At 69.0% G+C, this 20,646-nt stretch carries 21 protein-coding genes; 10 read left to right on the top strand and 11 right to left on the bottom strand.

From position 1 onward, the window contains the following. The first annotated feature begins 37 nt into the window (after positions 1 to 37). From H4W81_RS39925 to H4W81_RS39910, 4 genes are read left to right on the top strand one after another with little or no spacing between them, the layout of a single operon-like run. Entirely contained in the window at positions 38 to 556 is a 519-nt protein-coding gene (locus tag H4W81_RS39925; RefSeq protein WP_192779534.1) for a hypothetical protein, read from the top strand. After that, positions 553 to 1,596, top strand: a complete 1,044-nt coding sequence (locus H4W81_RS39920) for an efflux RND transporter periplasmic adaptor subunit (protein ID WP_318782355.1) — start codon at positions 553 to 555, stop codon at positions 1,594 to 1,596. Before H4W81_RS39925 ends, H4W81_RS39920 begins: the two co-directional genes overlap by 4 nt. Next, positions 1,593 to 2,252, top strand: coding sequence for an ABC transporter ATP-binding protein (locus tag H4W81_RS39915; RefSeq protein ID WP_192779533.1), 660 nt, complete (start codon positions 1,593 to 1,595; stop codon positions 2,250 to 2,252). The genes H4W81_RS39920 and H4W81_RS39915 overlap by 4 nt, the downstream gene beginning before the upstream one ends. Continuing rightward, on the top strand, positions 2,249 to 3,430 hold the full coding sequence (locus H4W81_RS39910) for an ABC transporter permease (RefSeq protein ID WP_225959018.1): 1,182 nt from the start codon (positions 2,249 to 2,251) through the stop codon (positions 3,428 to 3,430). Before H4W81_RS39915 ends, H4W81_RS39910 begins: the two co-directional genes overlap by 4 nt. 80 nt (positions 3,431 to 3,510) lie before the next feature. On the opposite strand, the gene H4W81_RS39905 is transcribed toward H4W81_RS39910, so the two are convergent. From H4W81_RS39905 to H4W81_RS39885, 5 genes are all read right to left on the bottom strand, one after another. Further along, positions 3,511 to 3,735 carry a hypothetical protein gene (locus tag H4W81_RS39905; RefSeq protein ID WP_192779531.1) on the bottom strand — a complete coding sequence of 75 codons (225 nt, stop codon included), beginning with the start codon at positions 3,733 to 3,735 and terminating at the stop codon, positions 3,511 to 3,513. 122 nt (positions 3,736 to 3,857) lie between these two features. After that, positions 3,858 to 5,972 (bottom strand): elongation factor G, encoded by a 2,115-nt coding sequence (locus tag H4W81_RS39900; RefSeq protein WP_225959017.1) that lies wholly within the window; start codon positions 5,970 to 5,972, stop codon positions 3,858 to 3,860. A 287-nt stretch (positions 5,973 to 6,259) separates the two neighbouring features. Next, positions 6,260 to 7,519: a serine hydrolase domain-containing protein gene (locus H4W81_RS39895; RefSeq protein WP_225959016.1), complete on the bottom strand. Its 1,260-nt coding sequence runs from the start codon at positions 7,517 to 7,519 to the stop codon at positions 6,260 to 6,262. A gap of 145 nt (positions 7,520 to 7,664) precedes the next feature. After that, positions 7,665 to 7,817 carry a hypothetical protein gene (locus H4W81_RS39890; protein ID WP_192779529.1) on the bottom strand — a complete coding sequence of 51 codons (153 nt, stop codon included), beginning with the start codon at positions 7,815 to 7,817 and terminating at the stop codon, positions 7,665 to 7,667. Positions 7,818 to 7,924: 107 nt separating this feature from the next. Then, a complete protein-coding gene (locus H4W81_RS39885; protein ID WP_192779528.1) occupies positions 7,925 to 8,158 on the bottom strand; it encodes a DUF6011 domain-containing protein in 234 nt (77 codons plus the stop codon). 159 nt (positions 8,159 to 8,317) lie between these two features. Between H4W81_RS39885 and H4W81_RS39880 the strand changes: the two genes are divergently transcribed. The 3 genes from H4W81_RS39880 (at position 8,318) to H4W81_RS39870 (ending at position 9,978) form a co-directional block, all read left to right on the top strand. Next, the gene (locus tag H4W81_RS39880) at positions 8,318 to 9,175 is read left to right on the top strand and encodes a GNAT family N-acetyltransferase (protein ID WP_192779527.1); all 858 of its coding nucleotides are present in this window, start codon (positions 8,318 to 8,320) and stop codon (positions 9,173 to 9,175) included. A gap of 90 nt (positions 9,176 to 9,265) precedes the next feature. Further along, positions 9,266 to 9,499: a hypothetical protein gene (locus tag H4W81_RS39875; protein WP_192779526.1), complete on the top strand. Its 234-nt coding sequence runs from the start codon at positions 9,266 to 9,268 to the stop codon at positions 9,497 to 9,499. After that, positions 9,496 to 9,978: a Clp protease N-terminal domain-containing protein gene (locus H4W81_RS39870; protein ID WP_192779525.1), complete on the top strand. Its 483-nt coding sequence runs from the start codon at positions 9,496 to 9,498 to the stop codon at positions 9,976 to 9,978. The genes H4W81_RS39875 and H4W81_RS39870 overlap by 4 nt, the downstream gene beginning before the upstream one ends. A 203-nt stretch (positions 9,979 to 10,181) precedes the next feature. Here the strand turns inward: H4W81_RS39870 and H4W81_RS39865 are convergent, their stop codons facing one another. From H4W81_RS39865 to H4W81_RS39855, 3 genes are all read right to left on the bottom strand, one after another. Then, positions 10,182 to 10,985, bottom strand: a complete 804-nt coding sequence (locus H4W81_RS39865) for a hypothetical protein (RefSeq protein ID WP_192779524.1) — start codon at positions 10,983 to 10,985, stop codon at positions 10,182 to 10,184. 307 nt (positions 10,986 to 11,292) lie between these two features. Further along, entirely contained in the window at positions 11,293 to 13,524 is a 2,232-nt protein-coding gene (katG, locus tag H4W81_RS39860) for a catalase/peroxidase HPI (protein WP_192779523.1), read from the bottom strand. A 33-nt stretch (positions 13,525 to 13,557) separates the two neighbouring features. Continuing rightward, entirely contained in the window at positions 13,558 to 13,995 is a 438-nt protein-coding gene (locus H4W81_RS39855; protein WP_192779522.1) for a Fur family transcriptional regulator, read from the bottom strand. A gap of 141 nt (positions 13,996 to 14,136) precedes the next feature. Here H4W81_RS39855 and H4W81_RS39850 point away from each other — a divergent pair, with 141 nt between their 5' ends. Further along, positions 14,137 to 14,712: a PQQ-binding-like beta-propeller repeat protein gene (locus H4W81_RS39850; RefSeq protein ID WP_192779521.1), complete on the top strand. Its 576-nt coding sequence runs from the start codon at positions 14,137 to 14,139 to the stop codon at positions 14,710 to 14,712. Between the two features lie 69 nt (positions 14,713 to 14,781). Here the strand turns inward: H4W81_RS39850 and H4W81_RS39845 are convergent, their stop codons facing one another. Then, positions 14,782 to 15,768: a DUF1838 family protein gene (locus H4W81_RS39845; RefSeq protein ID WP_192779520.1), complete on the bottom strand. Its 987-nt coding sequence runs from the start codon at positions 15,766 to 15,768 to the stop codon at positions 14,782 to 14,784. 437 nt (positions 15,769 to 16,205) lie between these two features. Between H4W81_RS39845 and H4W81_RS39840 the strand changes: the two genes are divergently transcribed. Then, the gene (locus tag H4W81_RS39840; protein ID WP_192779519.1) at positions 16,206 to 17,372 is read left to right on the top strand and encodes an acyl-CoA dehydrogenase family protein; all 1,167 of its coding nucleotides are present in this window, start codon (positions 16,206 to 16,208) and stop codon (positions 17,370 to 17,372) included. Positions 17,373 to 18,049: 677 nt separating this feature from the next. Further along, entirely contained in the window at positions 18,050 to 18,832 is a 783-nt protein-coding gene (locus H4W81_RS39835; RefSeq protein WP_225960705.1) for a glycoside hydrolase family 16 protein, read from the top strand. A gap of 373 nt (positions 18,833 to 19,205) precedes the next feature. Here H4W81_RS39835 and H4W81_RS39830 read toward each other — a convergent pair whose 3' ends face one another. Both H4W81_RS39830 and H4W81_RS39825 read right to left on the bottom strand, forming a co-directional pair. Further along, a complete protein-coding gene (locus tag H4W81_RS39830; protein ID WP_192779517.1) occupies positions 19,206 to 20,093 on the bottom strand; it encodes a hypothetical protein in 888 nt (295 codons plus the stop codon). Between the two features lies 1 nt (position 20,094). After that, the gene (locus H4W81_RS39825; RefSeq protein WP_192779516.1) at positions 20,095 to 20,595 is read right to left on the bottom strand and encodes a SigE family RNA polymerase sigma factor; all 501 of its coding nucleotides are present in this window, start codon (positions 20,593 to 20,595) and stop codon (positions 20,095 to 20,097) included. Positions 20,596 to 20,646 lie beyond the last annotated feature (51 nt).

Here is a 20,646-nt window from a genome sequence, read left to right as displayed (position 1 = left end):
ATCCGGCTTTAGCGCCCGCTCCGGTGAAGTGTGCCGCATGAGAACACGACTGCTGCTGGCCTCGCTGCCGCTGCTCCTCCTCGCCGCCTGCGGCACCGACCAACCCACCACCGGCGTCGCGAGCGTGGCCGGAGAGGGCGCCGCCGCCGCCAAGCCGAGCCCCTCCGCCACCGTCGACAGGGCCGAGGCCCAGCTCAAGTTCGCGCAGTGCATGCGCGAGAACGGCGTCGACATGGCCGACCCCGACGCCACCGGCGGCATCCGCATCGAGTCGAAGAAGGGCGGCGCCGACAAGGGCCTCATGGACAAGGCCATGAAGGCCTGCAAGGAGCATCTCGACGGCGCGATCGGCGACAAGGCGGCCCAGGACCCGAAGCGCCGCGACCAGATGGTCAAGTTCGCCCAGTGCATGCGCGAGCACGGCGTCGACATGCCCGACCCGGGCGCCGACGGCATGATGAAGATGACCGCGCCCAAGGGCGGCGAGGCGAAGGTCAAGGCCGCCCAGGAGGCGTGCAAGGAGCTCGCGCCCGGCATGGCGAAGGGCGGATCGTGAGAAAGGGCATCCTCGCGGGCGCCTGCCTTCTGGCGGTCGCGGCAGCGGGGGCGGCGCTGGTCGGCTTCACCGACGGTGGCGGCACCGGCGCGGCCACGCAGAGCGCCGCCCCGGTGCCCGCCACGGCCGCCATCACCAGGCAGGACCTGGTCGACACCAAGACCGTGGACGGCTCGCTCACCTACTCGGGCGAGCGCCAGGTCGCCTCCGGCAGGGCCGGCACCGTCACCTGGGTGCCGGAGGAGGGCTCGATCATCAGGCGCGGCCGCTCACTGCTCACGATCGACCGCGAACCCCTCGTCCTGATGTACGGCAAGCTGCCCCTCTACCGGACCCTGGAACAGGGCGTCGACGACGGCCCCGACGTGGAGCAGCTGGAGCGCAACCTGAGGGCGCTCGGCTACGACGACTTCACCGTGGACGACCACTTCTCCTACGCCACCTACCTGGCCGTCCTCGAATGGCAGGAGGACAGGGGGTTGCCGGAGACCGGGCGGGTGGACGCCTCCCAGGTGGTGTTCCTTCCCTCCTCGGTCAGGGTGACCGAGGCCAAGACCGCCGTCGGCGCGAGAACCGACCCGGGCCGGCCGGCGCTGACCGTCAGCGGCCTGCGCAGGCTCGTCCACGTGGACCTCGACACCGGCGACCAGTCGCTGGCCAGGAAGGGCGCCAAGGTCGACGTCGAGCTGCCCGGCGGCGAAACGATGACCGGGAAGATCACCGAGGTCGGCACCGTGGCCAAGACCGCCCAGGACGGCACGACGATCGACGTCGACATCACGCTCAGCAAGACCCCGAAGACCAAGCTCGACCAGGCCCCTGTCGAGGTCGAGCTGGTCAGCGAGCGGAGCGAGGACGTGCTCGCCGTACCGGTGGAGGCGCTGCTCGCGCTGCGCGAGGGCGGCTTCGGCGTCGAGGTCGTGGAGGGCGCCCGCACCCGGCTGGTCCCCGTCAAGGTCGGCGCGTTCGGCGGCGGCATGGTCGAGATCACCGGCGAGGGCCTGGCCGAGGGCATGAAGGTCGGGGTGCCCGCGGAATGAACATCGTCGAGCTGCGCGGGGTCACCAAGACCTACAACGGGCACGTCCATGCGCTGCGCGGGGTGGATCTGACCATCTCCACGGGGGAGCTCCTGGCGATCATCGGCCCCTCCGGTTCGGGGAAGTCCACGATGCTCCACATGATCGGCACCCTCGACCGGCCGACCACGGGGACCGTGCGGATCGCCGGACACTCCGTTCTCGACCTGAACGACCGCCGGCTGTCCGCGTTGCGCGCTCGCCACCTCGGCTTCGTCTTCCAGCAGTTCCACCTCTCGCCGGGGGTGAGCGCCCTGGACAACGTGGCCGACGGGCTGCTCTACACCGGCACCCCGCTGCGCAAGCGGCGGGAGCGGGCCGCCGCGGCGCTGGATCGCGTGGGCCTCGGACACCGGCTCGACCACAAGCCGAACCAGATGTCGGGCGGCGAGCAGCAGCGCGTCGCCGTGGCCAGGGCAGTGGTCGGCGATCCTCCGCTGCTGCTGGCCGACGAGCCGACGGGCAACCTCGACTCGGCGGCGGGCGCCGAGGTCCTGAAGATCATCAAAGAGCTCCACGAGGGAGGCACCACGATCGCGATCATCACGCACGACAACGAGATCGCCGAATGGTGCCCTCGGCAGGTACGGGTCAGGGACGGGCTGGTGCTGTCATGAAGCCCGCCAGGCTGAGCCTCTCCGACGTCTTCAGGGTGGGCGCGTCAGGACTGCGCGCCCGTCCGACCAGGGTGATCCTCTCGGCGCTCGGGATCGCGATCGGCATCGCCACGATGATCGCGGTGATCGGGATCTCGTCGTCGTCACGGGAGGAGCTGCTCCGTCAGCTCGACAAGCTCGGCACCAACCTGCTGACGGTCTCGGCGGGCACCACCGTCTTCGGCGAGCCCGCCAAACTGCCCGTCGCCTCGGTCGACATGGTCTCGCGCATCGCACCCGTCACCTCGGCCTCCGCGACCGGCACCGTCGCGGCCACCGTACGGCGGACCGCCCACATCGACGAGGCGGTCACCGGCGGCATCACCGTCCAGGCGGCGACCGCCTCCCTGCTCACCACCCTGGAGGGCAGTGTGGCGAAGGGAACCTGGCTGAACGACGCCACCTCCCGCCAGCCCGCCGTCGTCCTCGGCGCCAGGGCCGCCGAGCGGCTGGGCATCACCCGCACGGGGGTGCGCGTCTGGATGGGCGGCCGGTGGTTCACCGTGATCGGGATTCTCGGCCCGATGCCGCTGGCCCCCGAGGTGGAGCGCTCGGCGCTCATCGGCTTCCCCGTCGCCGAGGAGGAGCTCGGCTTCGACGGCCACCCGACGACGATCTACGAGCGGTCGGACGAGGCGGCGGTGGAGGCGGTGCGCGACGTCCTGCCGCGCACGGTCAACCCGGAGAACCCCTCCGAGGTCGAGGTCAGCCGTCCGTCCGACGCGCTGGCCGCCAAGGCGGCGGCCGCGGGCGCGTTCACCAACCTGCTGCTGGGCCTCGGCGCCGTCGCGCTACTGGTCGGCGGCGTGGGGGTGGCCAACACCATGGTCATCTCGGTGCTGGAGCGCAGGAAGGAGATCGGACTGCGGCGCTCGCTCGGAGCCACGCGAGGGCAGGTGCGGGTCCAGTTCCTCTCCGAGTCGCTGCTGCTGTCGGCGCTGGGCGGGGTCGCGGGAGCGGTGCTGGGCGCCCTGGCCACCATCGGGTACGCGCTGTCGCAGAACTGGCCGCCCGTGGTGCCGCCGTGGTCGATCGGCGGCGCGGTCGGGGCCACGCTGGTCATCGGCACGGTGGCGGGGCTGTACCCGGCCATGCGGGCGGCCCGCCTGTCGCCGACGGTCGCGCTGTCGACGTCCTGACCGCGTCCTGACCGCGTCGTCCGGGCAGGGCGGCGGCATCGAACGGAGTCCCGATGCCGCCGCCCTGCCGCGCGACAGGACTACGGCATGCGCGGGATGATCCGGCCCTGGTCCACGAACGCGAGGAACACCTCGAAGGCCCCCAGCGACCACATCGCCGCCTGGTCGCGGCTCATCGCGATCTCCTCGCCGTCGTGGAGCACGATCTCGTACACGCCCGAGCGCACCCGCCAGGCCACCAGGACGTTCTCGTAGACGAGCAGGTCGAGCATCGCGGCGAGGCTGCGACCGTCGGCGGTGGACACGGTGCGACTCCCAGCTCCCTCGCCGTCCCCCCATTCTGCCTCGCCGACCGGCGGACCGGAACGCGTCGTCAGCGCTCCGCCCGCCCCCTGGCGCAGGAGTTCCCTGTCGAAGTGGACGTCGGCTACACCCTCCGCTTGACGCGCAGCAGGTACTCCTTGCGGTTGAGCGGGTTGCAGTCGGTCCGCCGCCTGCTCGGAACCGCTCCCGTGACCGGCCGGTAGTGGTCGAAGGCGCACTCCAGCTCACCCTCGCCACGCGTGAGCGCGGGCAGCTGCCGTTGCAGCCCGTGCACCATGGCCGCGGGGATCTCCCCTTCCAGCACGCAGGTCGAGCCCCTGATCTCCGAGCTCTGCGGTACGGCACGCAGCCGCGCCAGCGCGGCGACCACCTGCCCGAACGTGTCGGCGGGCAGCTCCATCGTGAAGCGGTGCATCGGCTCGTCCACCCTGGTGCGGGCCTGCCTGAGCGCGTCCATCAGCACCAGCGGCGTCAGGTCACGAAAGTCGCCCGCGGTGCTCGACATGGACTTGTCGAAGACGGCGTGGGCGTGGCTCTGCCGCGCCGCGTAACCGGAGTGCGTCATGGTGACCCTGCAGTCGGGGATCTCCCAGCCGTGGATCCCCTGCCGCAGCGTCACCCGCACGGTGTCCTCGACTGCCTTGAAGAACGTGGGCGGCATCGAACCCGGCTCCACCTCCAGGCCGAACTCCACTCCGGCGCCGACCGGAGCCGGCTCGACGCGCAGCCCCACTGTCGCGAGGAACGGGTTGTCGCCCCTGTGCATGACCTCGACCGCGGCGCCCGTGCCGACCAGCCGTTCGACACAGATGGTCGTCGTCTCGCGGAAGGTGACGTCGACGCGGAAGTCATCGGCCAGCGTGGCCTGGATGACCTCCTTCTGCACCTCGCCGTAGAGCGAGACGGCCACTTCCCGCCTGATCTCGTCCTGGCGCAGGTTGATCAGCGGGTCCTGCTCGGCGAGGTAGGACAGCGCGAGGTGCAGCGCCGCCCGGTCCCGGGGACGACGGGGGACGACCACGGTCTCCAGGGTCGGAGGAGCAAAGTAGCACCCCTCGCCGCCCCCACCAGGGCCGCTCCTCGGGGATCCAACCTCTCGGGCGGCGCCTTCTTGAAACCCGACCTCCCCGGACCCGAAACCTCTGGGCACTCCCTCCTCTCGGAGGGTGTTGAGCGTTTCCCTGGGAGCGCCGATCGGGTCGCCGATCCGGATGTCCGTGAGCCCCCAGAGCTTGCCGATCTGCCCGGCCACGACCGTCCCTCGCTGGACGGCCGAGCCGTGCTCGAAGACGCTGATCGAGGTGACCTTCCCCGCGCCGATCTGCTCCCTGACGGCAAGGGTGCCGGAGAACATCCGCACATAGGCGATCTTCTCCCCCGCCGAGCCCCGCTCGACCTTGAAGACGGTGCCGGAGAGGGGTCCGTCGGCGGCACCCTCGATCGCGGGCAGCAGCTCCCGTATACCGGAGATCAGCGCATCCACCCCGGCGCCGGTCATCGCCGAGCCGAAGAACACCGGATGCACCAGCGCCCGCCCGGTCTGCGCCGCCAGCTCGCGCCGGAGCACGCCGTACGACACCGTCGTCTCGTCATCGACGAAAGCGGCCAGAATCGCGTCATTCCGCTCGGCGAGCACCTCGGCCAGCCTCGCCGTGAACGCCACGTCGGCGGCGCCGTACGGCCGGAAATCGGAATCCCGCGTGCCCACATCGCACACCGATCCCATCGCAATGACGAATGGCGTGAGTTTCTCGGAAATCGCCTCCAGCACGCGTTCGTCCTGCGCGCCACCACGGTCGGTCTTGTTCACGAAGACGAGAGTGGGAATGCGCAGCCGCCGCAGCGTCCGCATCAGCACGCGGGTCTGCGCCTGCACCCCTTCGACGGCGGAGACGACCAGGACGGCGCCGTCGAGCACGTTGAGCACCCGCTCCACCTCGGCGATGAAGTCGGGATGCCCGGGGGTGTCGATCAGGTTGACGGTGACGCCGTCGACCTCGAACGACACGACGGCGGACTTGATGGTGATCCCGCGCTGCCGTTCCAGCGCCAGGGAATCGGTCTGGGTGTTGCCGTCATCGACGCTACCGACTTCGTCGATGACACCGGCGGCGTGGAGCAGCCGCTCGGTCAGGCTGGTCTTACCGGCGTCTACATGCGCCAAAATCCCCAAATTCAACGTGCTCACGGAGCGACATGTCCTCAAGATAGGTGGCATTTACCTTTTGGATGGACATGTAAGCCGTGCGCATTTCCGTCTCCCTGGTCGGCGACCTGTCTTGGCGAGTAGAACAGACGACCGGTCAGCCGAACAACTGATTTATGTCCGAAGACACCTGCCCCGGCCATCCACCGGCGGCCACCTCATCCGGCGCCGCCCTCCGGATGACCACTCAGGCCACCTACCGCGGCCCCCGTCCCACAGACCGCCTCTCCCCAACGCCCGCGGATGCCTTCCCCCGAACACCAGACGCCGCCGACAGACCCGTCCAAAGCGGCGAGCCGTCAGTCGATCGCCTGGTAGGCAGTGGTCCAGAAGTCCTTGTGGAGGCGGGGCGTGTCCAGGGAGTCCATCGCCTGCTGGGTCAGCAGGATCCCGGTGAGCCCCTCGGCCGGGTCGGCGTACGCCGTCGTGCCCAGGCCACCGTCCCACCCGAACTGACCCACGGACGCCAGGTCGCGGCGGTGGGTGCGGACCGCCACCCCGAAGCCGTAGCCGCCGTGCCTGCCGAAGTGGTCGCCGAACGCGTCCTTCTCGGCCTTCTGCTCCGGCGTCAGGTGGTCCATCGTCATCAGCTCGACCGTCGCGCGGGACAGGATGCGCTGCCCGCCGTACGTCCCCTTGTTCAGCAGCATCCGGTAGAACGCGTGATAGTCGTCCACCGTCGACACCAGCCCGTCGCCACCGGCCTCGAACACCGGCGGGCTGCTGTACTTCCCGCCGGCGGCCTCGTCCCACACCACCAGCCCGCCCGTCTCGGGGTCGTGCGCGTAGCTGGTCGGGAAGCGGTGGATCTTGTCCGCGGGCACGTGGAAGCCGGTGTCCTGCATCCCGAGCGGGCCGAAGAGCCGCTCCTTGAGGAACGTCTCCAGCGACTGGTCCGTCACCCTCCGGACGAGCACGCTGAGCACGTCGGAGCCGGTGTGGTACTGCCACAGCTGCCCCGGCTGGTACATCAGCGGAAGCTTGCCCAGCTTGCCGAGCCACTCGTCAGGCCCCGCCGTGTGCGCCGAGCCGTCGAGGCCCAGCTCGCGCATCGCGACCTGGATCGGGTATGTGTCCGGCGGCGCCAGCACCGCCCCGAACCCGAAGGTGAACGTCAGCAGGTCCCGTACGGTGATCGGCCGCAGCGCCGGCACGGTGTCATCCAGCGGGGCGTCGATCCGCGTCAGCACCCGGCGGTCCGCCAGCTCGGGCAGCCACTCGTCGACCGGGTCGTCCAGCCGCAGGCGGCACTCCTCGACGAGGATCATCACCGCCGTGGCCGTGATCGGCTTGCTCAGCGACGCCATCCGGAAGATCGTGTCGCGGCGCATCGGCTCGCCACCGCCGACGTGCAGCGTCCCCATGGCCTCGACGTGCGTCTCGTCTCCCCTGCCGACCAGGGCCACCAGCCCGGGAACCGCCCCGGAGTCCACATGGCCCGCCAGGACCTCGCGCATCCGGCGCAGTCCCGCCGCCGAGAGGCCGCCGATCTCCGTCCCGCCCCAGTGGCTCTTCGCTTCCCAGCTGCCCTTCATGCCCCAGCTCGCGACGTCCGACATGGTTTCTCCTCCAGATCCGCGTACAACGTCCTCTTGATGCGAACACTGTACGCAGAAGCCATTGCTGTACGCAAGCCGTACGCGTCTCGGAGGTAAGGGAGCGGCCCCGGGAGTGCTCTCACCGTGGGACACCGCTGTGGTCGCCCTACTGCTGCGGGCTGGGCGCCTTCTCGGCCTCTCGCACGCTCAATCCCTGCGTGTCCGAGTTGAGCAGGAGCTCGCCGAGTTGCCGTCTCTGCTCAGGGTTGAGCCGCACCGGCCACACCGCAGGCAGCACGAGAACGTCGCCGTTGGGCATGGCGACGATGTCAAGAGGAAGAGCGGGGGAAGAGATCACAGTAGGTCTACTGTCCCACGACAGGACGCTTTGCGAGCCGTCTTCGCGTCTTCCATACCTTCGTGTCTTCACCAACCGTGCGGGCCGCGCCCCTCCAGGAGATCGATCTGCCCTTCGCAGTCCCAGCCCCGCGGCACTCCCGTGATCCTGAGCGGCTTCCGCGGCACCAGCCCCAGCTTGGCCGCACACTCGGGCCCGATCCCGGCAGCCCGTGACTCCGGAGTGCGGAGCGTGTGCTTGCACGCTTCACAGCGCACCACGTGGTCGCGCACGGAGGGCTCGCTCAGATCGAAGAGTTCCATCTCACCTCACCCCGCGCAGGATCCACGACGGCGAGCGTAGTCGTCGGGTGCGACATTTCTCGGCCCCGACCGGCCGCCGCAGGGCCGTACGGCGCCTGGTGCTTTGATGGAAGAGAAGGCGTTTCCCGGCACCCAGCGGAGACGACGGAGGGTGTGACCATGGATCTGCTCCTGCGCCCAGGGACACGCGCTGATGCGGCCGACTGCGGAAGGATCTGTTTCGCGGCCTTCGACCGGATCGCCGCCGAGCACGGCTTCATCGGTGACATGCCCGACGTGGAGACCGCGACGGGGCTGGTGGACATGCTCCTGAACCACCCGGGCTTCTACAGCGTGACCGCGGAGCTGGACGGACGGATCGTCGGCAGCAACTTCCTCGATGAACGCTCGCGCGTCGTCGGCATCGGGCCGGTCACCGTCGACCCTGACTGCCAGAACCGCGGCGTCGGCCGTCGGCTCATGGAGGACGTCATGCGCCGGGCCACCGAGCGGCAGGCGCCGGGCATCAGGCTGCTGCAGTCGAGCTACCACTGCAGGTCGTTCGCCCTGTACGCCGGCATGGGCTTCGAGTTCCGCGAGACCCTGGCCTGCATGCAGGGCCCGCCGATCCGGCGCACCATCCCAGGCCACACGGTACGGCCGGCGACGGACGCGGACCTGGCCGCCTGCAACGAGCTGTGCTCGCGAGTCCACGGAGTCGATCGCGGCGGGGAGGTCAGCGACGCGCTCAAGCAGGGTACGGCCAGCGTCGTCGAGCACGACGGCCGCCTGACCGGCTACGCCACGGACCTGGCGTTCTTCGCCCACGCGGTCGGCGAGACCACCGAGGACCTCAAGGCGCTCATCGCCGCGGCCCCCGCCTTCGGCGGCCCTGGCATTCTCGTCCCGGCGAGCGACCACGCGCTGCTCCAGTGGTGCCTGGGCAACGGCCTCAAGATCACCCAGCTGATGACCCTGATGACCATCGGGCTCTACAACGATCCGGAGGGCGCATACCTGCCCAGCATCCTCTACTGAAGAGACCACCAGGCCGGTCCCGATCGCGCCCATCCACGAATTAGCAACCCACATTGACTAAGCGAGGATTAGTCAACTACGGTTGCTTGCATGCCCGCTGATGAGATTCCCGGTTCCAAAGATCCTGCCGATGGGCTGGCGGCCGTGGTGGCGTTGCGGCGCCTGGCCGATCAGTTGGAGGACTCCGCTGTCGAGCAGGCGATGCGAGCGGGCTGGAGCTGGCCGCAGGTCGCCGAGGCGCTCGGGGTCACGCGCCAAGCGGTGCACAAGAAGCACGCCAAGCGGCTCATCGCCGCTGACGTCACCCTGAGGAGGCGACAATGAGCGCATTCGACAAATACCTCCACTCCGTCATCACGCGGGGAACACATGAGGCCGTGGAGGACGGATCGGCGACGATCGAGGCACAGCATCTCCTGCTGGCGATCGCCGACCATGAAGGAACCGCCGCGCACGATGTGCTGACCTCGGTCGGGCTCGACCACCAGGCGATCCGCGAAGCGTTGGACAAGGAGTTCGAGCACAGCCTGAGCGCGGCGGGAGTGTCTCTCGCCGACTTCGACCTTCCCCGGCCGAGCAAGGACCCCACGCGTTCGGTGTCCATGGGCACCTCGGGCAAGCTCGCGCTCGAACGCGCCTTCGCCTCCGTCGCCCGCAAGAAGGACCTGCGCTCGGGGCATCTGCTGCTCGGGATCTTCCAGGCGGAGGTCGGCACCGTGCCACGCGCCCTCGCCCTGGCCGGCATCGACCGCGCCGACCTGATGGAGCGTGTACAGAGCACGCTCACGAACCACACCGATTAAGCCGTTCCCCTGAACACGACACGGGACGCGGCACTGACGCGTCCGAGCCTGACCTCGGAATCCGCCCTTCGCGACCCGCGAGCCGGCCCCGCTTTGCTGCGATCTTGGATTCCCTGCGGCGTGCGCACCCGGACCTTGGGCGCCGGCATTGCAGGCATCACCTTCCGCGCCACCGCTTTAAGACCCGACAGGGGGGCTCGCGATCAAGATGCTCGGTCACCGACATCGGCGAGGTATTCCGCACTCACGGCGCGCAGCTTGCTCCCCGCGACAAGAGCCTCGTCGAGAGTCAGGCTCGTTGAGTCGACCTCGACCAGCCGATGCCCGACCTTGGAGAAGAGCACCATCCGGCCGCTCGGCTTGTACCGCCAAAGCCAACGATCGGCCGCGAGCCGTACGCACCCGGGTTTGACATCCCGCACGTTCCACACCGAACACGCCCGGCGCGGATCCTCGTTGCCGGTGATACGGACGTACACGTCGGGTTCGCTCCCACGGTCCTTGGCGTAGGCGAGCTCCAGTACCTGGTCGGTGAGCGGCAACGCCCTGACCAGCCTGCGACCGGGGACGACAGCAGGCACCGCCAAGGGGAGGGACTCGCGGAGATGGGCGACGTACTCGTTCCGCAGTCGCCGCTCCTGCCTCTCCGCCCGCCGTTCCTGGATCGTCGCCGTCGTGACCACGCACGCGCACACCATTCCAGCGGCGATCACCCGTGGCACCAGTGACGTGGTGGCCGTCAACTGGGCGGCGCTCGCGTAGCTCACCACGGCGAGCGCGGCGAACTCGAGGAGAACCAGCCGCGGGCTCGGATGGGGCACAGCCAGCTCGGCCGCGCCGCTGAGCACCCACAACAGCATCGGCGCGAGCAACGCGGTGCGGAGCGGGTGCGCGATTCGAACGAGCCTCGCGAGCAGCCATCCCCCCGGGACGATCAGCACTATGGCCAGGGCCACGCCAGGCAGGGCCACGTAGCTGTCGAGATCCTCCTCATACAGGCGCGACACCGGATACCCGAGCCCAAGGCCCGCGGGCAACCCGACAACAGCTCCCCGGACAAGATCCTTAGCCATTGGTCAACAATGACACCAACCGATGCACGGCACCGCCGAACCGCCAAATACCGGCCCATGGGCGACACGAGACACCCGACGGGATTTCGACGGAGTTTCCTGACAAACGAGAAGCCCCTGAACAGGTCATCCCTGTTCAGGGGCCGCTCACGACAGAGCCGACGAGGTTCCTCGGCGGTCGCTTCATCTGGGGTCAGCGGACGTCCAGGCCGGCCGGCGTGGGCCGGCCTGGACGTCCTGATCAGACGAGGTCGAACCGGTCGAGGTTCATCACCTTGTCCCACGCCGCGACGAAGTCCTTCACGAACTTCTCCTTCGCGTCATCGCTCGCGTAGACCTCGGCGAGCGCGCGCAGCTCGGAGTTCGACCCGAAGACGAGGTCGGCCCGGCTGCCGGTCCACTTGACCTCGCCCGTGGCGGCGTCGCGACCCTCGAACTCGTTCGCGTCCTCGGACGTCGCCTTCCACGTCGTGCCCAGGTCGAGCAGGTTGACGAAGAAGTCGTTGGTCAGCGACCCGGGGGTCGTGGTGAAGACGCCGAGCGGCGACTGCTGGTAGGTCGCGCCCAGGACGCGGAGGCCACCGACGAGGGCCGTCATTTCGGGAGCGCTGAGGGTCAGCAGGTTCGCCCGGTCGATCAGCAGGTACTCGGCCGGCAGGCGGTTGCCCTTGCCGAGGTAGTTGCGGAAGCCGTCGGCGGCCGGCTCGAGCGCGGCGAACGACTCGACGTCGGTCTGCTCCTGCGACGCGTCCACGCGGCCCGGCGTGAAGGGAACCTCGACTTCGAAGCCGGCGTCCTTGGCGGCCTGCTCGACGGCAGCACCACCGGCGAGCACGATCAGGTCGGCCAGCGAGACCTGCTTGCCGCCGGTCTGGGCGGCGTTGAAGGACTGCTGGATCCCCTCAAGGGTGCGCAGCACCGTCGCCAGCTGGTCGGGGTCGTTGACCTCCCACCCGCTCTGCGGCTCGAGGCGGATGCGCGCGCCGTTGGCGCCGCCGCGCTTGTCGCTGCCGCGGAAGGACGAGGCCGACGCCCACGCGGTGGACACGAGCTGGGACACCGACAGACCCGAGGCGAGGACCTGGCTCTTGAGGGCGGCGATGTCGGCGGCGTCGATGAGCTCGTGCGTCACCGCGGGGAGGGGGTCCTGCCACAGCAGCGTCTCGGCCGGGACCTCCGGGCCGAGGTAGCGCACGATCGGGCCCATGTCACGGTGGGTCAGCTTGAACCACGCCCGGGCGAAGGCGTCCGCGAGCTCGGCGGGGTGCTCGAGCCAGCGCCGCGTGATCTGCTCGTAGACCGGGTCGACGCGGAGCGCGAGGTCGGTCGTCAGCATCGTCGGGGCGTGGCGCTTCGACGGGTCGTGGGCGTCGGGTACGGTGCCCACTCCCGCGCCGTCCTTCGGCCGCCACTGGTGCGCGCCGGCGGGGCTCTTGAACAGCTCCCACTCGTAGCCGTAAAGGATCTCGAGGAAGCTGTTGTCCCAGGTGATCGGGGTGTTCGTCCAGATACCCTCGAGACCGCTGGTGATCGTGTCGGCGCCCTTGCCGGTGCCGAAGGTGTTCCTCCAGCCGAGGCCCTGATCCTCGATCGGGGCGGCCTCCGGGTCGGCGCCGACGTGGTCGGCCGGGCCCGCGCCGTGGGTCTTGCCGAAGGTGTGACCGCCCACGATCAGGGCGGCCGTCTCCTCGTCGTTCATCGCCATCCGGCGGAACGTCTCACGGATGTCGCGGGCCGCGGCGAGCGGGTCCGGGTTGCCGTTCGGGCCCTCCGGGTTGACGTAGATGAGGCCCATCTGCACCGCGGCGAGGGGGGTCTCGAGCTCCCGGTCGCCGGTGTAGCGCTCGTCGCCGAGCCAGGTGGTCTCGGGGCCCCAGTAGACGTCCTCGTCAGGCTCCCAGACGTCCGCGCGGCCGCCGCCGAAGCCGAAGGTCTTGAAGCCCATCGACTCCAGGGCGACGTTGCCGGTGAGGATCATGAGGTCGGCCCACGAGAGCTTCTGGCCGTACTTCTTCTTGACCGGCCACAGCAGGCGGCGAGCCTTGTCGAGGTTGCCGTTGTCCGGCCAGCTGTTGAGGGGGGCGAAGCGCTGCTGGCCGGCCCCGGCGCCGCCGCGGCCGTCGCTGATCCGGTACGTGCCCGCGCTGTGCCACGCCATCCGGATCATGAACGGGCCGTAGTGGCCGAAGTCGGCCGGCCACCAGTCCTGCGAGGTCGTCAGCACCTCGAGGATGTCCTGCTTCACGGCCGCGAGGTCGAGGGTCTTGAACGCCTCGGCGTAGTCGAACTCCTCGCCGAGAGGATTGGCCACGGCAGGGTTCTTGGCGAGGATCTTCAGGTTGAGCCGGTCCGGCCACCACCGGTGGTTTCCGCCGCCCTGAGTCGGGTGCGCGGCGCGCCCGTGCGCGACCGGGCAACCGGAGGCCTCCTCCGGCTTCGGGTCGGTGACGATTGCATCATGGTTCTCAGACATGGGAATCCTTTCGGACTATGCGGATCACCGTGCTCAGGCACTGTGGGAGGTGGAACAGTCGGGGCACAGGCCCCAATAGATGACCTCGGCCTCGTCGATCGAGAAGCCGCGGTCGTCGGAGGCGGTCAGGCAGGGGGCGTGGCCGACCGCACAGTCGACGTCGGCGACGGCCCCGCACGACCGGCACACGAGGTGGTGGTGGTTGTCCCCGACGCGTCCCTCGAACAGGGCGGGGCTGCCGGGCGGTTCGATGCGGCGGACGAGCCCCGCGGCGGCGAGCGCGTGGAGGGCCTCGTACACGGCTTGGAGGGAGATATGGCCTACGCGATCGCGCACCCCGGAGGCGATCGCCTCGACGCCGAGATGGTCACCGTCCCGAACGGTCTCGAGCAGCGCGACGCGCGCGGCCGTCACCCGCAGGCCGGCACCGCGCAGCTCCTCGGCGACGGTCGGAGTCCTGGATGCGGTCATGCCGCCAAACCTACCGTCATAAACACGAACGATACAAGAGAACGAATGGTACAAGTCTAGGCGACGCAGCTCACCAGCGACATGGAGAGACCTTGACCTCCTCCCTCAAGGCCGAAGCCTGGCCCCACCGAAGGAGAGCTGATGAAGACAGTCGACGACGACATGCGCATGATCCTGAAGAGCGCGCGGCTGTCCTTCGTGGCCACCGTGTGCCCCGACCGCTCGCCCGATCTCGCCCAAGGGCTCGACGCGGGTGTGCTGTGGAAGCTCGCCACAGGCTGCGGGTCGGCGTTCTCCATGCAGTTCCTGGACGACCGCCTCTACATCGTCACCACGGACGGCTCCCTCGCCTGCATCGACGCCGGCGAGGTGGCCATCGCCGCGGCCCGCGCGGGCAGCGTGCCGCAGCCGGTGGACGTCAAGGCGGCCGCGTCGCTGGAGGTGGTCGAGCCGTCCACCGCGCTGGAGACCGTGCTGGAGAGGGTGCTGGAGAGGGTGCTGGAGACCGACGGCGCGGGCGACGGCGTGGTGGTGGAGTGCGTCAAGGAGGGCGAGCGGCTGCGGGTCCGCGTGGTCAGCCCGGGCTACGAGTCATGGAACGTGCAGTTCCCCAAGACCGTCCGGGAGGCGGGTGCCCGCTACCTGGTCGACGGCGTGCGCTCCGCCGGGCGGGGCGGCTTCTACCGGGCGTACGGCGAGATCAGGCGGCTGCTCTGACCCCATCGGACCGTGACACACCAGGCGAAAGACCTGCGGCGGAGAAGCCGCAGGTCCTTTCAGCCTTGATCAGGCCCTTCCATTGGCGGCGCACCAGCCGGCCCACGTGGTGGCACCCTTGCCCAGCTGCTTGTTGTAGAAGGAGGTCCAGGAGTTCTCGCTCGGGCCAGGCGCCGTAGGAGCGGCCTTGAAGAGCGGGTAGGCGGCGTCGACCTCCGCACGCAGCCATGGCTCAAGGTCAAGGTAGGACGGCAGCGACCAGCTGCGGGCATGGTAGGTGAGCTGCCCGCGGACGTCGGTCTCCGGCAGGCACATGAACGGCGCCCACGGACTCGTCCTGGCCCAGCTGATCTTGGTCTTCATCGCGCCCCTGGGGACGGTGCCAGGAATCGTGCGGGCCGCGACCTCGCGGTCGTCGACGTAGAAGTCGAACATCTCCTGGGCCGCGTAGACGCCGTTCACCAGTCCGAACGGCTCGCCCAGCGTGGCCTTGAAGTCCGCGCGAACCGGGATGTCACTGGTCCACACCGTCTCGTCGTGCATCTGCCTTAGGGGCGGACCGACGTAGGAGGAAGTGACGTTGAACGGGCCGAAGTTCACCGCGTCGTTGTTGATGGGGACGACGGGGTAGGTCCGGAGGTCGATCGGGTTCTTCCACTCCCGCAGGATCTTCGTGGGGTCGGCGGGGTCGGTGTAGAAGACGATCTCACGGGAGAGCTGGTACAGCTGCGTGGTGCCGGGTACCCGGTACAGCCGTCGGATGTTGTAACCCTCGAGGTTGAACAGTTTCTGGCCATGGCGCAGCTGCGGGTCGTGGGCGTTGCCCTCGATGTTGGCGTAGACGGCTCCCGAAATCCGGAAGACCATGTCCCGCCCGTCCGGACGCCCATTGGTCTGCAGTGACAGCAGTCCGCTCTTGTCGGTAACCGTCCGGTAAACCGGCCCCGGAGATGTCGAATCATCCATCGCCTCGTCCGCCGACGCGCCGGGTACGGCGACGCACACCAACAGCGCGGCGAGGGCCGCGGACAAGGTCAAACCACGACGCTTGGACAAGAGTGCTCCTGCGATACAGAGGTGGTGACAGGGACAAATGTGATCATTTCAGCTCACGAGACCCGGCCTCAACCAGGCCTGGCGTTGACGAGGCTGTCACCAGAAGGGCGTCATTCCCGGTCATAAGCCCTTCGGAGGCTGTGGTCACCTCATGCGACCTGGGAGTATTCGCGCAGCAGGCCGCCGGGCCGGTCTCGTCGGGTGACCGTGACGTCGGCGTCGGGGCCGGCCTTCGGCGTCGCCGACCGTGAAGCCGACGGCCCAGGCGATCAAGGTGGCGAAACCGTGGGAGGTGAGGGCGCCCGGCACAGGTGGGCGTCTGCGGGAGGTCATGCTCGCCCAGCCCGTGACGGCTACCGGCTCTGGACAAGATGCCACTCGCGTGATCTGACAGAAGGAGTAAGAGCGCCGTCGATCACGAAGAGGAGCACCTGCGAATGAGCGATACGCCGCGACTGCACACCGCCGGCACCACCCTGCTGGACCGCGCCCGTGAGCTGCGCCCGCTGATCGAGCGGGAGGCGGCCAGGGCCGAGGCGCAGGGCAGGCTCACCACCCCCGTCGTGGACGCCCTGCACGAGGCAGGACTCTTCGGCATATGGGTGCCCACGACGCTGGGCGGCGCCGAGCTGTCCCCCAGGGAACTGATCGCCGTCTTCGAGGAGCTCTCCCACGCCGATCCCTCGACGGGCTGGGTCGTCATGGCCACCACCCTGGAGAACGGTACGGCCGGCGCCTACCTGGGCGACGAGGCCGTCGAACGGATCTTCAAGGGCCCGCGGATGCCCGTCTTCGCGGGCCAGGGCACCCGGCCGGGCACCGCCGTACGGGAAGACGGCGGTTTTCGCCTCAGCGGGCAGTGGAGTTTCGCCTCGGGCATGCCGCACGCCCAGTACGTCCACAGCCTGGGCGCCATCGAGGGCACCGACGAGACCCGGATCTTCATCACCGCGATCGAAGACGTCAAGATGCTCGGCAACTGGGACGTCCTGGGCCTGCGCGCGACGGGCAGCATCGACTACGCCATCGACGGCGCCTTCGTACCAGAGTCGCAAACGCATGTCTTCACCCAGAACGAGCCGCTGCGCGGCGGGGCGATCTACCGGCTCGGCGTGCTGGACCAGGCACTCATCTGCCACTCCGCCTGGGCGCTTGGTGTCGGCCGCCGGCTGCTCGACGAGCTGATCCGCTACGTCGGGACACGGGCCGAACGCCCCGGCCAGATCGCCGACAGTGACGCCTTCCACGCCGACTTCGCCCGTGCCGAGGCGAAGTTCCGCGCGGCCAAGGCCTTGGTGCACGAGACGTGGGACGACACGGAACGCACCCTGGACTCGGGCCGGTGGCTCGACGTACGCCAGGAGACGATGGTGCGGCTCGCGCTCAACCACGTCACGTCGACGGTCGCCGAGGTGGCCCGATTCGTCTACGCGTCGTGCGGCACCTCGGCGCTGCGCGACGGGCTGATCCAGCGGCTGTTCAGGGATGTCCACGCCGGTACCGCGCACATCACCTCGGGCCCACAGGTGCTTCAGGAATGCGGCCGCGAACTGGCCGGCCTGGCTCCGGAGGAGTCCTGGATACTCTTCGCCCTGAAGGCGTGAAGGCGGTGTTCAGAGCCGCGAACATCATGTGATCAGTCAGCCTGAATCCTGCGCCTAACCTGGTGGGGAAGGTGAGGAACCGCGATGACCGGACGCCATCGGGACGCCGCGCTTTCCCCCTCGGAGCAGGCGACCATGCGAGAACTGCTCGACGCCGCGTCGCCATGCTCGGTCGCGACCGGGACGAGATCGTCAAGTCCTCGGCGCTGACGGCCGCCGACGACGAGCACGACCCCGAGGCAACGTCCACGCCCCCTCGCCAGGCCGCACCCGGGACACCGTCGGGCGACCGGATCACCACCCCACGACGTACGCGGCCCGCCGGAGCAGCGGCTCGAGCGGTACGGCCTCGCGCGAGTCCTGCGCCCCGGACCCGGAGGGCGTTGCCCACGATGCCGCCCCCGGTCGTGGGTGAGGAGATCCATGGCGCGCACGTGCCCGTCCAGGACCACGCGGGCCGCCTTCCGGGGATCGAAACATGTCCTGATCAGCCGGGAATTGATGCCAATCGGACACTAAGGGGCCATACCCGCAGGCCAAAGAGGTTTGCTCGCACGTGCACTCACGGCAAACACACCACCCGGACACTGTCGACACAGGTTTGTCCTTAAGGCGGCGAATCAATGAATTGCCTGAGAAAGGTGTGAACAATGTGGTTGATACGATTCTTGGTAGTGATGTCGGTCCTGACGATCAGTTCTGCCGAGCGCACAGTCCCGGCGTCGCTTCTGGGACCCGGAGACGTCGAACCCGTCGGGCCCGGCGGGCGGTGGACGCTCACGTTCCAGGACGAATTCGATGGATCCGCTGTTGACGGGTCGAAGTGGCAGTTTCGCTCGACGGCCGAGTCCGACTGGTCCGACAAGCCGTACGGCACCGGTAATCCGAACAGCAAGCAACTGGAGTTCGACCAGCCCGGCAACTGCTCCGTGGCCGGCGGAGCGCTGACCATCACGGCCAGGCCCGACAGCGTCCGGTCCGAGTCCGGTCACCGGTACAGGTGGTCCAGCTGCCTGATCACCTCCAGCGGGCCCCAGGGCTACGCCTTCCGGTACGGGTACGTCGAGATCAGAGCGACGCTTCCCTCCCCTCGAGGATTCTGGCCGTCGTTCTGGACCTGGCAGGCGTCCGGCCAGAGGCAGCAGACCGAGACGGACGTCTTCGAGTACTTCTCCGACAACCACCGGCACCTGTATCTCTCCTGGCACTGGGACGGCGACAAGGGGTGCACCCACAAGCCGGACTTCGATCCGAGCGCGGGCATGCACGTCTACGGGGCCGACATCGGCGAGTCGGGGACGGACTTCTACATCGACGGGGTGAAGGCGTGCCACGCGGCGGGCTCGCCTCCGAGCGTGGTCAACCTGGTGGTGAGCAACTTTGTGTACGCCGAGGTTCCGCCCGCGCCGGAGTCGGTGGGGCACATGACGGTGGACTACGTCCGCGCATGGCAGAGATAGGAGCGCGTCCCGCCCACCTGCCGCCGCCCTGGTCGTCCCCTTGGGGACGGCCAGGGCGGCGGCGGGGTCAGGGGTCTCGAGGCTCACCGCACGAAGTGCCTCGATGGCCAGCAAGACACATCAACGGACAGATCAACAACGCCCTCGAATAGCTGACCTTGCCCCACCTCGGCCCCGGCCTCACTGCCGGGGCCTCCTGTTCGCCGCGTCCCCCGGCCGTTTCCCCCGCGGAGACTCCGCCGCCAGGTCGGGCGACGGGCTCGCCACATGTGGCCGATGAGCGAGCTCCTCCGCCATCGCCAGCCTTCACGGCGTTCTCGCCGACAGCGACACCGCTCAGGCCACGTATTGCCCAGCCGCCGGCTCGACGCGGTCAGGGGGTGGGGCTGGGCCGGGAGGTAGGACCTCGCCATGAGTAGTGAACGTTCTGCTCTTGCCCGATGACCCGGCCCGCCTGGTCGTAGGCGGTCACGGTGGCCGGTGGCGTGTCCACTATCTGCTCGGGTTTGAGCGTCCCTTCTCCGAGGTCTTCGGGAGCAGGAACCAATCCCGTGAGCATCCGTCCGAGGAAGAAGCCGTTGGCCAGCCGCGCGTCGGTACGCCGCCCGCCCTTCCAGACGATCTCCACCCGCTGCACGCGAGGGGTGACCCGCCCGGCGATGACCAGGTAGTAGTCGTTCTTCTGCTCACGATCAGGCCCCACGACATACGGGTGGTCATGGCTGTCATAGGCGTCCACGGTGAGATCTCCCGCCAAGCCGCTCAGGCTTCCAGGAGGCCGATAACCCCAGTAGGTGAACACCGGGGGCTGCGCCATGTCCTTCTGCTCGGCCGGTGTGCACAGGACGAATCCCGCGGTGCTCCCGACCAGCGCGGTGGAGCCCTTCTTGTCCCGGTATTCCACCAGCACGCGGAAGTCCTCGCGCCTGCCGTGCTCGGGAATCCGCAGGCCGGGGTCCATGTTGTGCACCGGGCCTCCTCCGGGCATGCAGTCGCGCACCAGCCGCAGTTGCTCAGGGGTGTTCCGCGGGAGCTCGGCGACCTGCGCGGCGATGTCCCCGCCTTCGTGCAAGGGAGACACGACGAAGACGCCGGCGACGAGTGCCGTGGCGGTCACGAGCCCGGCCAGCGACCAGGACAGCCGGCGGCGCCTCGACGCTCCGGCGCCCGCCCGGGTGGCGTAGGCGACCGGGTCGACCGGCTGGGCCTCGTCCGCCATCAGCCGTAGTTCCTCGGCGATCCGGCGTTCGTTGACGGGCATGTCAGGCCTCCAGGATGAGGTGTTCGCCGACCAGCTCGCGGAGCCGGGCGACCGCTTGATGGGTCTGGCTGCGGACGGTCCCCACCGAGCAGCCCATGATCTTTGCGACCTCCGACTCGGGCAGGTCCTCGTAGTAGCGCAAAACGAGGACCGCGCGTTTGCGCACCGGCAGGGCGCGCAACGCCTGCTGCAGTGTGAGACGGTTCTCGACCTCGTGAGTGCGGTCCTCGACCGGCTGCTCGGGAGGTGCGGGGACCACGCGTTCACGCCCCCAGCGCGGACTTCGCCAGCGGCCGACCTGCTCGTGGTACATCACCTTGCGCACGTACGCCTCGGGATTGCCGCGAATCCTCCGCCAGTGGCCCGCGGTCTTCATCAACGCTGTCTGTAAGAGATCCTCCGCGGCGTGCTGGTCGTTGGTCAGGACGTAGGCGAGCCTGATCAGGCTGTCCGATCGGCTGGCCACGAATACGGCGAACTCGTGTTGCTGGCTGGGTTGCAAGGCTCTCCTCGGGTCTCATCCGCGTAGATGCGGCCAAGACCGTGCATCTAT

It is taken from the genome of Nonomuraea africana (assembly GCF_014873535.1).
GTDB classification, from domain to species: domain Bacteria; phylum Actinomycetota; class Actinomycetes; order Streptosporangiales; family Streptosporangiaceae; genus Nonomuraea; species Nonomuraea africana.
This window is presented reverse-complemented; position numbering and strand designations above follow the sequence as displayed.

Coding starts and splice junctions, on each gene's coding strand:
- H4W81_RS39910 (WP_225959018.1), top strand. CDS start 2,249: ATGAAGCCCGCCAGGCTGAGCCTCTCCGACGTCTTCAGGGTGGGCGCG.
- H4W81_RS39880 (WP_192779527.1), top strand. CDS start 8,318: ATGGATCTGCTCCTGCGCCCAGGGACACGCGCTGATGCGGCCGACTGC.
- H4W81_RS39925 (WP_192779534.1), top strand. CDS start 38: ATGAGAACACGACTGCTGCTGGCCTCGCTGCCGCTGCTCCTCCTCGCC.
- H4W81_RS39835 (WP_225960705.1), top strand. CDS start 18,050: ATGTCGGTCCTGACGATCAGTTCTGCCGAGCGCACAGTCCCGGCGTCG.
- H4W81_RS39915 (WP_192779533.1), top strand. CDS start 1,593: ATGAACATCGTCGAGCTGCGCGGGGTCACCAAGACCTACAACGGGCAC.
- H4W81_RS39855 (WP_192779522.1), bottom strand. CDS start 13,995: ATGACCGCATCCAGGACTCCGACCGTCGCCGAGGAGCTGCGCGGTGCC.
- H4W81_RS39885 (WP_192779528.1), bottom strand. CDS start 8,158: ATGGAACTCTTCGATCTGAGCGAGCCCTCCGTGCGCGACCACGTGGTG.
- katG (WP_192779523.1), bottom strand. CDS start 13,524: ATGTCTGAGAACCATGATGCAATCGTCACCGACCCGAAGCCGGAGGAG.
- H4W81_RS39870 (WP_192779525.1), top strand. CDS start 9,496: ATGAGCGCATTCGACAAATACCTCCACTCCGTCATCACGCGGGGAACA.
- H4W81_RS39895 (WP_225959016.1), bottom strand. CDS start 7,519: ATGTCGGACGTCGCGAGCTGGGGCATGAAGGGCAGCTGGGAAGCGAAG.
- H4W81_RS39900 (WP_225959017.1), bottom strand. CDS start 5,972: ATGCCACCTATCTTGAGGACATGTCGCTCCGTGAGCACGTTGAATTTG.
- H4W81_RS39840 (WP_192779519.1), top strand. CDS start 16,206: ATGAGCGATACGCCGCGACTGCACACCGCCGGCACCACCCTGCTGGAC.
- H4W81_RS39875 (WP_192779526.1), top strand. CDS start 9,266: ATGCCCGCTGATGAGATTCCCGGTTCCAAAGATCCTGCCGATGGGCTG.
- H4W81_RS39830 (WP_192779517.1), bottom strand. CDS start 20,093: ATGCCCGTCAACGAACGCCGGATCGCCGAGGAACTACGGCTGATGGCG.
- H4W81_RS39850 (WP_192779521.1), top strand. CDS start 14,137: ATGAAGACAGTCGACGACGACATGCGCATGATCCTGAAGAGCGCGCGG.
- H4W81_RS39890 (WP_192779529.1), bottom strand. CDS start 7,817: ATGCCCAACGGCGACGTTCTCGTGCTGCCTGCGGTGTGGCCGGTGCGG.